We start from the raw sequence: 13,419 nt of genomic DNA, 5'->3' as shown, positions 1-13,419 counted from the left end.
ATGGGGTCATCGGGAAAGAAGCCTGGCCCAGCCATCGCCCGGCTCGATCGCTGAGGCAGCCTGTCGGACGCGGCCCCTTTCATCGCCAGATCCCTCCCGCGCCGACCGCCGAATGGCCGACGGCGGGATCCGCGACAGGCTCGACCAAATGGCCGTCGCTCTCACGGTTCTCTCTCAGAGCCCACGGACCGGTGGGAACCGCGTCGCCGCGCCACCTGTCGCGGCGACGGTTTCGCTCGAAGCTCGACACGGTCAGCAGCCTGACGTGTTCGCGGCGTCATGTCGGGTTTGCATTCGTTGAAGAGGTAGAGGCGTGCAGTCTCTACGTCCCCCGCACCACCGGCCTGCCACGGGACATTCTCAGCCCCAGGTCGTTGCACCCATATCAGCCGCCGGTGCCTCCTCCCCGATCATCAACGGGACGTTTGGATTGCCGAACAGGGTCTCGAGGGTAGTCCCTGGATCCGCGCTCCCCCGTACCGATCGCACACCCAAGATTCTTGGATAATTTCTCAGTTGTCCGCGGACTACCAATGGCAAGGATGACGTCCTTCGATCCCCAGCCTCAAGCGCACGTCCGCAACCGCATTGAGGCGAATTGGATCATTGCCAGGACGTTCTCGTCAAGCCTGTGGGAGCGAGTGGCGACGCGGCGGACGTGCTTCAGTTTGGAAAAGACGCGCTCGATCCGGTTGCGCTCGCGGTTTAGCCCGCGCTGACGCGGAATTTCCAGCACCGGCTGGACCCGGGTGGACAGTGGCCAAAGCACCTCTGCTGCACAGAGATGCGCCGATACGATCCGCGTCATGGGCTTTATCGGCCAAACGACCGCATCCCGACCAACGTGCTCGCGCGGCTGGTCGGCAACAGGCCGATCGTGTGCTCGGCAAGGAGTAAGGCTTGAGCCGGATCGAAAGCCGTTGTGCCTCGACGACCGCATGGATGCGAGCCCGTCTCGGGGCCGACGAGACGATGCTCCCGATCCCCTTTGCCGTGGCAGCCTGCTGGTGAGCGCGGACGGACGTCCTATCGGTCACCTGGATGCGGCCGTCAGAGGTTGCGGATGATGGCGCCCATCATTCCTATCCCAGACACTCGCCTTTCCTCATCCCACGAAGCAGCTGTAGCAAATGGTGAGTGGCCATAAACGCTCGGCCACGCGACGCCGAAGGTGATCGCAAAACCCAGAAGGTGCCGCTCAGCACGCAACGATCATTCACGCGAGGAGCGCCTTCAGACTTGTTCGGCTGAAGCGGCCGGTCGCGCGCCACCCGAAGTCGACCGGATCATATCGCCTCATTCGGCATACGGGTCAGAATTTGCTGCGGCGTCAAAATGCCTGCAGGCATCCTAGCGGACGCTCGTTGCCCAGTCTCGAAACGCCTCAAGAAGCGACCGAAGTTGACGGGGGCCGCCAGCGCCACAAAACACGTTGTCTTCCGTCCAGCACGTCCACCAGTCCAGCTTATGCTCGTAATTTTGAGTGATCCGATCGAGTATCCGGCCATCGCAGTCCGTGCCGGCGAGATCGACCTTTAGCAACCAGCCAGGATTATCAAGAGTGTCGATCGAAGCACCGACGCCGTGCTCCCAATCTCCGTCGCATTGCCCTTCGTGCCAGCGCGCAAACCAGTCCACAACGTCCATTGCGCCAGGTCATCCGTGAGGCGCCCGATTGGAAAGAACTGACCGCGCCTACCGATGTGCAGTCCACCTTGATCAGTTCAGGACCGGATTTGAATACCCCTCATCGATGAGGTGAGGAGCTGAGTAGTCCGCGGACTACTCAGCTCCTGATCCAAAACCCACCTGCCTATAACCATCGAAAAATGAATCCAGAAGACGCGTCAACGGGTGCAACTTACGCGGAAAGCAGGAGAGCACGACGGTTTGGTTAAGCGTTTGTCAATCAGTAACGAATCGGAGCATAATGTAACTGCGCAGTTAAAGCGCTTTTTGTGGAAATTGCGCAGTTAACCGGGAAAACATCAAATGCAGCCGAGTCTCGTTATCCAGGACGATCAAGAGCATCTTCCTTCCCTTCTGGCAACAGACGCGCAGGAGCTGTCCTATCAGCTCCAGCAGCACCAGGCCAAAATCTTCCCACCCCTTTCTCAAAAGACGATGCGGGTCTTTTCCCCTGCCGAGGCAGCGGGTTTCATTGGCATCGGCGAGGGTTATCTCAGGCAGGTCGCAGCCGAGGGGCACGGCCCGGACCCCCTTGCCAATGGCCGGCGCCTTTATGGTGCTGACGATATGGATCGGATCCGTCGGGTTCTCGATGAACGCAACGGGACGCCGAAATACGTCCCGGCCCGCAAGGGCACCGACAAGCTTCAGATCGTGTCGGTGATGAACTTCAAGGGCGGCTCGGGCAAGACGACCACCGCCGCGCATCTGGCGCAATATCTGGCCTTGAGAGGCTACCGCGTTCTGGCCGTCGATCTCGACCCGCAGGCTTCTCTTTCGGCCCTGTTCGGCCATCAGCCGGAACTCGACGTCGGCGAGGCAGAGACGCTCTACGGCGCGATCCGCTATGAAGATCCGCGGCCGATTGCCGATATCGTGCGCGCCACCTATACCCCCCATCTCCACCTGATCCCTGGCAATCTTGAGCTCATGGAGTTCGAGCATGAGACCCCGAAGGCAATGGCATCCGGAACCGCGGAGACAATGTTCTTCGCCCGGATCGGCGAGGCGCTGACCGAAATCGAAAGCCTCTACGATGTCGTGGTCGTCGATTGCCCGCCGCAGCTCGGGTTCCTGACAATGTCGGCGCTCTGCGCTGCCACGTCCGTGTTGATCACCGTGCATCCGCAAATGCTCGACGTTATGTCGATGTCGCAGTTCCTGACCATGACCAGCGAGCTCATGTCCGTGGTCGAAAGGGCAGGGGGCCGGACGAGTTACGACTGGATGCGGTATCTCGTCACCAGATTTGAACCCAATGACGGCCCGCAAAGCCAGATGACGGGCTTCATGCGCGCCATCTTTGGCAACCGCATGCTTCAGAATGCGATGCTGAAATCGACCGCCATCGCCGATGCCGGGGTGACGAAGCAAACGCTTTATGAAGTGGACAGGTCGCTGTTTGTCCGCGGCACCTACGATCGCGCCTGGGAATCACTCAATCTCGTGAATGCAGAGATCGAGGCCCATATCCGATCCACGTGGGGAAGGAAGTAATTAGATGGCACGAAAAAACCTCATCGAGATATCCTCGTCCACCGCGGTGCGCCCCGAGCCCACTGCCCTGAGGGACAATCGCCCGATCGCCGGCTTTGTGCCACAGGCCCGCAATCCGGCCCCCGTGGGCGGGATCACCAAGACCCTCGGCAACATCACCGAGAAGGTCGAACGGGCGAACGACCTTGAACGGCAGCTGGCCCAGGGCCAGATGGTCGTCGAGATCGATCCTGGCCTTATCGATGCGTCCTTCGTCGAAGACCGACTGGAAATCGACGCCGTTCAGCTGAACGAGCTGGTGGAGCAGATCCGCGAGCATGGCCAGCAGGTGCCCATCCTGGTGAGGCCCCACCCGCAGACGAAAGGCCGCTATCAGGTCGCCTACGGCCATCGCCGGCTGGCTGCGGTCAAGAAACTTGGTATCCGTGTACGGGCCGTTGTCCGCGAACTCACCGATGATCAGCTGGTGGTCAGCCAAGGGCAGGAAAACAGCGCCCGAACCAACCTCTCCTATATCGAGCGGGCGCTTTTCGCTTTGCGCCTCGAGCAACGGGGCTTTACGCGCGACATCATCATGGCGGCGCTGGGTGTGGATAAAGCCGCGCTCTCCAAGATGCTGATCGTGACGCGGCAGGTGCCGATCGCCTTGATCACCGCCATCGGCGTGGCACCGGAGATCGGCCGCAGACGCTGGCTGGAATTGGGTGAGCGCCTTGAGAGTGTGGAGCCTGATCTGATTCTGGCCGAGTTGTCCGCGGACAACTCGCGGCCGCTATCAAGTGACGAGCGGTTTCACCGGGCGCTGGCGCTGGCGCTGGCCGTCAGAAGGCCGGCCGTAACCGAGGCCCCCGTCGTCAACCCGCAAATTTCCGGAGTTCCGGTCCAGTTCAAGAAGAACGCATCGAGCGCAACCTTTGTTTTCGATAACAAGGCCGCGCCCGGGTTCGACCAATTCGTGCAGGAGAGACTCCAGGGCCTCTTTGCAGAATTCCAGCAGAATAAAGGAGCGTAAACCGCAAAAGAAAAAGGCCCCCAAGCGACATGGTCGTGGAAGCCCTTCTCAGATCTTAGCAAATCAAGAATCGCATTTCCTCGAATCACTGTCAAGAGTTTAGGCGCCGTTTGGGCGTGCGGATTTCTTTTGCCTTAGCGAAAGTGAAGGCAGATGGAGAATAGGTATGTGACGACGCCCTTTGGGCGGCGGGCGATGTCGCTTGGCATGTTGGTAAATCAGCAACTTGCCGAGACAATTGAACCCGGATTCACCCGTAACAAATGGAAACTGTTCAGAGCCGTCTGCGAAGCACGGCCGTTGCTGGGCGTGACCGATCGCGCCCTAACCGTGCTTGATGCGCTGTTGACCTTCTATCCGGATGACGAGATTACTGAGGCGAGGGGCCTCGTCGTCTTCCCTTCCAACGCCCAGCTCTCCCTCCGCGCCCGTGGAATGACGGCTGCGACCCTCAGGCGACATCTTGCCATTCTCATCGAGGCCGGTCTCATCCTGCGCAAGGATAGCCCGAACGGGAAACGTTACGCCCGTCGCAGTAGGGCTGGAGAGATCCGCGAGGCGTTCGGCTTCAGCCTCGCACCGCTTCTGGCACGTGCCACCGAGATCGAGAGCCTGGCCGCCCAGGTGGTCGCCGATCGAGAACTGTTGCGGATCACCCGCGACCGGCTCACCGTCTGCCGGCGTGATGTCGCCAAGCTGATTGCCGCAGCCTTCGACGAAGCTGTTCCCGGGGATTGGGCGACGATCCTCGACATGTTCCGAGCGCTGGTCGGGCGGATTCCGCGTGTCGCCACCATCAAAACCCTCGCTCCCATTCTGGACGAGATGGAAATGTTGCGCTCGGAGATCATCAACCTCCTGGAAATCCGGGTAAAAACGCAAAAAATCGACGGCAGGGAGTCTCAGATTGAGCGCCACAAACAGAATTCTAATCTTAACTACCATTTTGAATCTGAACCCCGCTTGGAGATCACGCGTGTCGCACCCTTGCCGAACGAACCCAAGCCGTTGAGCGGACGCGTTGGAGCTAACCAAAGCAGCGAAAGGGGGTCCCGCAACGACGGTGTCGCCAGAGGATCTCTGCAATCCTTCCCACTTGGGCTCGTGCTCCAGGCCTGCCCGCAGATCGCAGACTACGGGCCAGGCGGGAGAATCGACAACTGGCGCGACCTGATGGCGGCGGCGGTCGTTGTCCGTACCATGCTGGGGGTCAGCCCTACCGCCTATGAGCAAGCGTGTGTGGCGATGGGGAGGGAAAATGCCGCAACCGTCATTGCCTGCATTCTCGAGAGGGGAGGGCACATCAACTCGGCCGGCGGCTATCTGTGCGATCTCACCCGCCGTACCGAAAGAGGCGAGTTCGCTGTCGGCCCGATGCTGATGGCCCTTGCGCGGGCAGGCGTTCACGGTCGTCGCCTCGCGGGCTGAGCGTGGGGAAAGCGCTCGGGGCCGCGGAGATGCAGAATCGGCATGTTTTTTCGGTCGACGGGGTGTGCGGTTATCTACTGCATAAATGAATGAAACCGCCCAAATGGATGGCCCCGATGACCCGGGCGTCAGCAAGGGATTTGCTCAAGGAGAACCACCGGGACGCGGAATAGGGCAGGTTTTGCGGACGACCATCAGGACGGAGTGGCCTGTATCCGGTTGGCATGGGGTCGGCGCAGGTTGAAAAGATTGCCTGCGAGGATCAGTCCTGCGCCAATCGCGGTAAAGCTGTCGATCGCCTCGGCATACAGGAGGTAACCAAGGAGGGCCGACAACGGCACACGCAGATAGTCCATCGGCATCACCACCGTTGCGTCGGCATGAAACAATGCTCTCGCCATGCAATAATGAGCGAATGTACCTGTAAACGCGATCAGGAAAATCCACGGCCATATTGCTGCAGACGGCCAGACCCAAACGTTCAGCGCCGGTACTATTCCGATCACCGATTGAATGACGAGCATCCAGAAAATGATCTTCGTTGCGCTGTCGGAACGTGTCAGGGCCTTCGTGGTGATGAAGGATATGGCGAATACGAAGGCTGCTCCGAGCACGATGAGGTGACCCGGGTTGAGCGCTGCCGCGCCCGGGCGCACGATCAGCGCCACGCCGACCAGACCGAACAGGATCGCCACGCTTTTACGCCAGGTCAGCCGTTCCCCGAGAAACGCCGCGGCCATCAGAGCTGCCCAGATTGGGGCGGTGAACTCGATGGCGATGACCTGCGCCAACGGGATCAGTGTAAGGCCCATCAGCCAGGCGAACTGGCCAACGTAGTGGGCAACGTTGCGGCCTATGTGGCTCGGCAGAATGCCGGTTCGCATCGCCTTAATGCCGCCTTCGCGATGGACAAGCGGCAGCAGCATGAAAAAGGCGATGACGGAGCGCATCTCCATCACCTGAAAAACGTCGATCTCGCGGGTTACGGCACGACCCGAGACGGCCATGAGCAGGAGCAATGCGATGGATGTCATCATCCATGCGGCCGCCCTGATATTTGACTGCTTATTTTCCACGTCTGTCTTTCATCCCGCCGCGCAGCACGAGGATCACAACCGGGCTCGGCCATGCACCGGGGCGGCTTGTCCTGGCCGGGGTAGATACGACGGAAGGTCTGTCGTTGTGAATAGTCCAATTCGAAGCATCAGCGTCTCCCTGACAACGCCCAAGCATTAACCAGCGGGAGCGGGCGGATCGGCGCGATGGTTACCCCGGCTCACGTGGGCATGAAGAAGTGACAAGCGCGCAACCCGCTTTCTGCGCAAGGAACGGCATGAGGCCGGGTCTAGGTCTCAAGCCCCGACATCACATCAATCTGCCCCAGGCTGGGTCCCATTGAACCCTTCCGAAAGCTCGACGAAGATCGGCGGCTTGTCCGGTCCGCGGTTCCTGTTCTCGGCCGTCCGGAAGGCGGCTTCCGGTTCCATTTCCTCTCCCGGAAAAATCGCGTCGTCTTCGGAGGGTTCGGCGATCTTGCGGACAAAGCCGCGGATCTCGTCGCCGGAGTGGTAGAACCTGATGATAAGGGCGCCGGGCGCGGGTGCGGGTGCGCCGCCGTCATAACGGTAGTAGGTGTGCATTATCTCCTCCATTGTCAGAGCCTCCTACCTGACGCCCAGGGAGCGGAAATGTTCCGGCATGCCACGCGTGACTGAGGATCCGCTTGTTTTGCCGGTCGGCTGATGCGGCGTCTTGTTCCAGGAGAGGTTTTCGACCGCATCTCGATCCTCCGCCCGCCACGTCGCCGGAGAGTTCATCATCCAGTAGAGTGGCACGCCGATCCGCTTCGAGTTGGAGCGCTCCTCAGTGAAGCCGTAAGCTACAGCGGACCTAGCCGACAATCTCGTGCTGGCGCCTGGATCGGTGCCTAACGGGGACGCACTCTTGAAGGGCGCCGATCGGATCGCAGCACACCCGTCAGATTTGGCGCAGGATCTCGTTGTGAGTACGCATTTCCGGGCCAAGTGGTCGTTTGTCCCGAACGACCGTTGGAAGTTGATCCCTGATGTGTTCTGCTCAGCAGCCCATGATGCGTGGTCTATTGAGCTGAGAAATGCCCGCCCTAAGCGCGTCTTCTGAGCCGCTGCGGTGCTCACCTCTTTAGGCGTCTCCACTTGCGATCAGTGCATTCCGGGCGGCAGCAAATGCATCGTGCAGTGCCTTGTGGCCATCGAGCCCCTCCAGGGCATAGCTATTGAGAAACTGACGTCCGGCGAACAGCATGCGGTCGACAGGGCTCAGCCTGGCTTCCTCGCAGACGGGTTGCCACTGTTTGGCTATGGCCATGATCTGGTGTTCGATCAGCGCGGCGGCTTCCGCCTCTTTCAGGTGGTAATCCGGCGCGGCCGCAAGGCAGGTTGCCAGCGTGCTGGCGCGTCGGTCGCCTTTAATCAGCATGGCCTGTGTGGCTTCAGTGCCGGTACGGTTTTGCGGGCAGATGTCATAGGCGGGCGTCAGTGTCATCATCTTACCATCCCAGAACGCGGCATGGTTGCGGGCATGGTCGTCGGTGTTGCCGCACAGCACGTTGAAGCAAATCCGCCCGTAGAGCTCCTTGAGTGTATCCTTGGGGGCCGTGAAGCGATGACGGATCAGTTCCGCCAGGTCCTCATAAGAAGCGTAACGGGCCATCATCTCATCAAGGCCAAGCATCGTCAGCGCCGAGACCATGGCCTGCCGCGTCCACCCGTCCTTTGTACGCCCGCGGTCAAAGCGCTCGATCAGCAGCACGTCCTTATGCGCGGCACGGGTTATCGACACGGATGCCGCGTTGAGCCCGCCGGCGCATGCCAGCTTCATCGCGATGAATTCAGCCTTCACGACGCTGTAGGTATCGTTGTTTGCCGAGAATTTAGCGATGAACTTCGTGGTGCCGTCGTCGATAAGCGCCTTGGGGCGCGCGCCGCCGATCGAGGTGCCGTGATTGATAGCCTGGTCGAGCGCCGGGGGAAGCGGCACTCCCTTTTCGATCAGTTCGGCCGCTTCCATGAGTTCGTCGAGAGAGGCTTGCGCGGCAAGGCGGGGGACATATTCTGTTGCCGATGCCTGAAAATCGAGGGCGCCAATCCGGTCGGAGCCTGACTGGAGCAGGAAGGTCAACTCGCTGAGCTCCGGCACGCCGACGGCGTCGGGCGTCTTGCCGGTCAGCCTATTGATGATGACGCGGCGGCCCCAGGCATCGGGCGAGGCATCGCGAATACAGCTCGCCATCGGCAATCCGTTGATGGGCCTGATTACGCCCTCCCGAAGGGGAAGTTCGGGGTCATAGATAGGAATGGCGCTCTTTCGGCTCCGGTAGCTGGCGCCGTAGGCAAAGAGCAGGCGCTCGCGATCCTGTACGAGGCGCCCTGCCACAACCGGTTCCGTTGCCTGGGGGAGCCAAATCCAGACAAAGGCTTCCGTGGCGCTCGCCCTAGAAATCATCATCAACCTCCTTCACGGCGTGGCGGACGCTCTTGGGAAGCAGCGTCAGCTTTTCGTCGACGCGGGAACTGTGAACCTGCAACATGCGCTCGTCAGATTCGAACAGACGCAGGCCGACGAGTGAGGCGACCTCGAAGACGATACCGATCTCGGGGCCTGGCGCGCCTTTTTCGATACTGGACAGGGTTGTCCGACTGATGCCGGCTCGGTCGGCCAATTCCTGCGCCGTCAGGCCGCGCTCGGCCCGGCCGATGCGGATCAGCTTTCCAAGCATGGTGAGGGCTTGGCGCGTCACTCGCGAATAGCTTCTCTTGCGGGGCAAGGTTAGTTACCTTTGTTCATTCAAATGGACACAGCTCGCGCTTATGTACATAATTTTAGGCATTGTGCCGTGAGTAAGGGACCAAGTCAAATTTCCTTCAATAGATTGGTCTTGAGGCTCGTTCGTGGTCATAATTTCGGCAATCCGTAGCCGGGTTCCTCGGTAAAGGCTGATCGGCGTGAGCGCGGTCCGTCAGGCTTCGGACGACCCGGCGGAGGAGGCACGGGCGTGCGAACTGCTGCCGGTTGACGGCGGCGAACGCGAAATAGATCAGCAGAACAATGTGCAGAAAAAGCAGCGTCCCGATCAGCGCAGTGGGGAGGGCGGCCAATCCGAGCCCGGCGGAAAACCTGGGAGCTTGAGAGTACCACGCGGGCCGAGAACTCAGGAAACGCTCGAACAGCCCGTTGATCGTCTCGCGGACGCGTCGCGTCGCGCCTGATCTCGAGACGGCCCGGGGTGCCCAAGATGGAATGGCGATCGCAAGGTCCTGTCCGAGCAGCGGCATTGCAAGCAGTGCCGCCTTCCGGTCCGCAAGCCTTCTCGCCTCGGGTACGCCCGCCACGTGGGCGCCTGGCGGCGATGGTTGATCCTGACCCGGTTCGGGCGTGGCAACTGGTTTCCAAGCCCGGCATGTCGGCGACCGAGCCGGATCGATCGCTGGGATGAAGGGCAGGCGAAGGTAACGCGCCATGGCACCGCAATAGGCCGCTCGTCGACCTGGCCGCTGTGAAGCAGTTCGCTCTCGATGCTGGTTCCGTTGCGCCGCGCCCTGTCGGTCAGCGTCGAAAGCAGTGGCTTGGAGAAGCCGAGCGCCGACAGCGCGAGGAATTCCGGATCGCCGGCAGCGCTGCCGTCGTCGGCCGACGGGTTTCCGGACGGCGCCGAATTGTTCCGCGCATCATCTTGCACCGGCAGCGCTGCTGGCGGATATTCCCTCAAGCGCATGTCTCTGCTACACCGCCCGCAGGCGAGCGCCCCAACCTGTCCCGATCTGGATCATAGAGATGCATCCCATGATTGCATCCCCGAAAATCAAGGGGTTCTTCCGTCTTCTGCGGCTTTGCCTTCTGACCGGAGGAATTGCTGCCGCCGCGGTCCCGGCTCGGGCTGCCGAAGGCAGCAGCCCGCTGCCCCTGATGTTCGATGCCAAGGAGCGGCTCGCCCGCCCCGATCTTTCCACCGTGATCCGGGTCCGCATCCTGACGAGCGTCGATTTCCCGCCGTTCAACTTCGCCGACCAGACAGGCAGGCTTGCCGGCTTCAATGTCGACCTTGCCCGCGAAATCTGCGCCGAGCTGAAGATCGAGGCGAAGTGCCAGATCCAGGCGCTGCCCTTCGACGAACTGGAAAAGGCCCTGGAGGGTGGCGCCGGCGAAGCGGTCATGGCCGGCATGGCCGTGACGCCGGAGCGGCGCCAGCGGTTTGCCTTCTCGCGGCCTTATCTCGGCGTGCCGGCGCGTTTCGCCCGCAACCTGAAGGCCAGGATCGACGGCGATACGGCGGCAGCGCTTTCCGGCAAACCGGTCGGTGTCGTCAGGGGTACCGCCCATGAGCTGATGCTGAAGGCGTTTTTTCCGAAGATCGCCGCCGTACCGTTCGACAATTACGAGGCGGTGCTGGAAGCCCTGAAGACGGGCAAGGTGGATGCCGCCTTTTCCGATGGCCTGAGACTGCCCTTCTGGGTGGCGGGCGAAGGGTCGGCGAAATGCTGCGCCCTCTTCGACGGCCCCTATCTCTCGGAGAAATTCCTCGGTGAAGGCCTGTCGATCATGCTCGGCAAGGACGACCCACTCCTGGTCGCCGCCTTCGATCAGGCGCTCAGCGTCCTGTCGCGCAACGGCCGGCTGCAGGATATCTACCTGCGCTATTTTCCGAACGGGCTTTATTGATGGCCGGGTAGGAGCAGTTTCCTACTCCCTCGCTTATTGGCTGGCCCAGATGATGCGGGCTATCCATTCCACCTCGGAAAGGTCGAAGCTGCGGTTCGGATGTTCCGGATTGAGGGAGAGCAGCTCCACAGTCCGGGCGCTCTGACGAGCGAGCACTTTTGCCATCACCTCGCCCTCCTTGGTCTTGAGGACCACACGGTCGCCACGGCGCACCTGCGCGCCCGGCTCGACGATCAGCACGTCGCCGTCGCGATAAAGCGGCATCATCGATTCGCCCTGGACTTCCAGCGCATAGACGCCGGCCTTGCGGGACGGATCGACCGGAAACTCCACCACGTCCCAGCCCTGGCCGGCCGGAAACCCGCCATCGTCGAAAAAGCCGCCGGCGCCGGCCTGCGCAAAACCGAGCAGCGGGATGGAGCCGTTCTGCGGCGGGAAATTGCCTTCCGGGATCGAGGAGCGGCCGGGAACGGCGGGCAGGTAGCTCATGAACTGGTCGATCGTGGCGCCCGTCGCCTCGAGCACCTTGGCAATCGATTCCGTCGACGGCCAGCGCAACCGTCCGTCCGGCCCGAGCCGTTTCGACTTGTTGAACGAGGTGGGATCGAGACCGGCGCGTCGCGCCAGCCCGGAAGGCGTCAGCTGGTGGCGTTGGGCGAGAGTATCTATCGCGCTCCAGATCGTATCATGTGACAGCATCGTCGTCCGTACCCGTGACCGGTGCGCGAGACAAGGCCGGACAATCCAGCGCTCTGCGAACCTCTCGATCAGAACCCTACCGATCAGACTTTTGTCGACCGGTTCCTTGAACGCCTCGCTCCAGCGGGCTGCCGGCTCGCGCGCACCCCGAATTTTAACGGAACCTCAGCCTCGCGTAAAGGGACGAAAGGAATAAAATCCTGTTCCAGTCGCAACCGTGTCAGGCCACCAGCGCCATGTTGATCTTGCCGAGCTTGATCACCGCCTGGGTGCGGCTGTCGACATTGAGCTTGAGCAGGATTGCCGAGACATGCGCCTTGATGGTCGCCTCGGAGACGCCGAGTTCATAGGCGATCTGTTTGTTGAGCAGTCCCTCGCCGAGCATGGAGAGCACCCGGTTCTGCTGCGGCGTCAGCGTCTTCAGCCGTTCAATGATCTCGGTGAGGCCCGAATCTTCTTCCGGTCCGGCGAGGTAGTCTTTCGGCGCCCAGATGTCGCCTTCCAGCACCGTCTGGATGCCGGCACGGATATCGTCGAGCCCGGAGGATTTCGAGATGAAGCCGGAAGCGCCGAGTTCCAGCGCCCTGCGGATGGTGGCGCAATCGTCGCTGGCCGAAACGATGACGATCGGCAGGCCGGAAAATTCGGCGCGCAGCGACATCAGTCCCGAAAAGCCGCTGACGCCCGGCATGGCGAGATCGAGCAGCATCAGGTCGGCATCGGGATTGTCTTCGGCCGCACGCCGCGCCGCCTCGAAATCGCCGGCCTCGATGATCACGAGTTCTTCTCCAATGCCGCGCACGGAATGGCTGAGCGCGCCGCGAAACAGCGGATGGTCGTCTGCTATGATGATCGTGAGTGTCTGCATGTCCACGCCCCCTCCCAAGAGCATAGTCGTGCCAATGAATCTTAGAAAGTTGTAAACCTCTCGCAGACCCGAAACAAGTGCGGGAGATCACGTACGATTGGGTTGTGGTTTATCGGCTTCTCGTTCGTCCACGAACTCGCCGACGATCGCCATGAAGCGCCGCATGAACTTCTCCATGATCGACAGCGAGCGATCGACTTCCGCATCGCTCGGCAGCGCTTTCGGCAAGGCGTCCGGCGGAATGTTGCTCAGCCGCTCCTCGAGCGCGGTGACCCGTTTGGCCAGCCGGTCGAGCTCCTGTTCGTAGGCTGCCCTCTCGTCGGGCTGCATGCGGCAGGCGAGCGTGCCGTTCTCGTCGCGGCAGAGCGTCATCGCGCCGGTTTCGGTATCGAGCCGGACGATGCCGGTCTCGGTGCGTTGAAGCTGGAAACGGTTCGTCGGCGCTTGTTGCGCCGTGGCGGCCAGCGGCAAGAGCAGTACGCAAGTCACCAATGCGAGCGTTTTCATGTTGTGGTCCTCCTGCTGTAAC

The 13,419-nt window shown here is 61.3% G+C and carries 13 protein-coding genes and 1 pseudogene; 4 read left to right on the top strand and 10 right to left on the bottom strand.

Going from position 1 to position 13,419, the window contains the following annotated elements; translation table 11 throughout:
* Positions 1-565: 565 nt before the first annotated feature.
* Both C5J24_RS23915 and C5J24_RS23910 read right to left on the bottom strand, forming a co-directional pair.
* Positions 566-1,300, bottom strand: a pseudogene (locus tag C5J24_RS23915) (IS5 family transposase).
* Between the two features lie 50 nt (positions 1,301-1,350).
* Positions 1,351-1,647 carry an Imm53 family immunity protein gene (locus C5J24_RS23910; RefSeq protein ID WP_105401699.1) on the bottom strand — a complete coding sequence of 99 codons (297 nt, stop codon included), beginning with the start codon at positions 1,645-1,647 and terminating at the stop codon, positions 1,351-1,353.
* A 345-nt stretch (positions 1,648-1,992) separates the two neighbouring features.
* Between C5J24_RS23910 and repA the strand changes: the two genes are divergently transcribed.
* The 3 genes from repA (at position 1,993) to repC (ending at position 5,626) form a co-directional block, all read left to right on the top strand.
* Positions 1,993-3,186, top strand: a complete 1,194-nt coding sequence (gene repA / locus C5J24_RS23905; RefSeq protein ID WP_105401698.1) for a plasmid partitioning protein RepA — start codon at positions 1,993-1,995, stop codon at positions 3,184-3,186.
* Positions 3,187-3,190: 4 nt separating this feature from the next.
* Entirely contained in the window at positions 3,191-4,198 is a 1,008-nt protein-coding gene (gene repB, locus C5J24_RS23900) for a plasmid partitioning protein RepB (protein ID WP_105401697.1), read from the top strand.
* Between the two features lie 153 nt (positions 4,199-4,351).
* Entirely contained in the window at positions 4,352-5,626 is a 1,275-nt protein-coding gene (repC, locus tag C5J24_RS23895) for a plasmid replication protein RepC (protein ID WP_105401696.1), read from the top strand.
* A gap of 194 nt (positions 5,627-5,820) precedes the next feature.
* On the opposite strand, the gene C5J24_RS23890 is transcribed toward repC, so the two are convergent.
* The 5 genes from C5J24_RS23890 to C5J24_RS23875 all read right to left on the bottom strand — a co-directional run bounded on the left by C5J24_RS23890 (position 5,821) and on the right by C5J24_RS23875 (position 9,383).
* Positions 5,821-6,663, bottom strand: coding sequence for a DMT family transporter (locus C5J24_RS23890; RefSeq protein ID WP_105401695.1), 843 nt, complete (start codon positions 6,661-6,663; stop codon positions 5,821-5,823).
* Positions 6,664-6,996: 333 nt separating this feature from the next.
* Complete coding sequence (locus tag C5J24_RS23885) at positions 6,997-7,278, bottom strand: hypothetical protein (protein ID WP_245441137.1); 282 nt, start codon at positions 7,276-7,278, stop codon at positions 6,997-6,999.
* A gap of 12 nt (positions 7,279-7,290) precedes the next feature.
* Positions 7,291-7,527, bottom strand: a complete 237-nt coding sequence (locus tag C5J24_RS32050; RefSeq protein ID WP_172724121.1) for a hypothetical protein — start codon at positions 7,525-7,527, stop codon at positions 7,291-7,293.
* Between the two features lie 259 nt (positions 7,528-7,786).
* A complete protein-coding gene (locus tag C5J24_RS23880; RefSeq protein ID WP_105401694.1) occupies positions 7,787-9,109 on the bottom strand; it encodes a type II toxin-antitoxin system HipA family toxin in 1,323 nt (440 codons plus the stop codon).
* On the bottom strand, positions 9,099-9,383 hold the full coding sequence (locus tag C5J24_RS23875; protein ID WP_172724130.1) for a helix-turn-helix domain-containing protein: 285 nt from the start codon (positions 9,381-9,383) through the stop codon (positions 9,099-9,101). Before C5J24_RS23875 ends, C5J24_RS23880 begins: the two co-directional genes overlap by 11 nt.
* A gap of 1,055 nt (positions 9,384-10,438) precedes the next feature.
* Here C5J24_RS23875 and C5J24_RS23865 point away from each other — a divergent pair.
* Positions 10,439-11,323, top strand: a complete 885-nt coding sequence (locus tag C5J24_RS23865) for a transporter substrate-binding domain-containing protein (protein WP_105401691.1) — start codon at positions 10,439-10,441, stop codon at positions 11,321-11,323.
* A gap of 33 nt (positions 11,324-11,356) precedes the next feature.
* Here the strand turns inward: C5J24_RS23865 and C5J24_RS23860 are convergent, their stop codons facing one another.
* The 3 genes from C5J24_RS23860 to C5J24_RS23850 form a co-directional block, all read right to left on the bottom strand.
* Positions 11,357-12,022 carry a helix-turn-helix transcriptional regulator gene (locus C5J24_RS23860; RefSeq protein ID WP_105401690.1) on the bottom strand — a complete coding sequence of 222 codons (666 nt, stop codon included), beginning with the start codon at positions 12,020-12,022 and terminating at the stop codon, positions 11,357-11,359.
* Between the two features lie 220 nt (positions 12,023-12,242).
* Entirely contained in the window at positions 12,243-12,890 is a 648-nt protein-coding gene (locus C5J24_RS23855; RefSeq protein WP_105401689.1) for a response regulator transcription factor, read from the bottom strand.
* An 87-nt stretch (positions 12,891-12,977) separates the two neighbouring features.
* On the bottom strand, positions 12,978-13,397 hold the full coding sequence (locus C5J24_RS23850; protein ID WP_105401688.1) for a hypothetical protein: 420 nt from the start codon (positions 13,395-13,397) through the stop codon (positions 12,978-12,980).
* Between the last annotated feature and the right edge of the window lie 22 nt (positions 13,398-13,419).

This window comes from Neorhizobium sp. T25_27, from assembly GCF_002968565.1.
In the GTDB taxonomy this organism is placed as follows: Bacteria; Pseudomonadota; Alphaproteobacteria; order Rhizobiales; family Rhizobiaceae; genus Neorhizobium; species Neorhizobium tomejilense.
The sequence above is the reverse complement of the archived record's forward strand: the minus strand, read 5'-3'. Positions and strand labels throughout refer to the sequence as shown.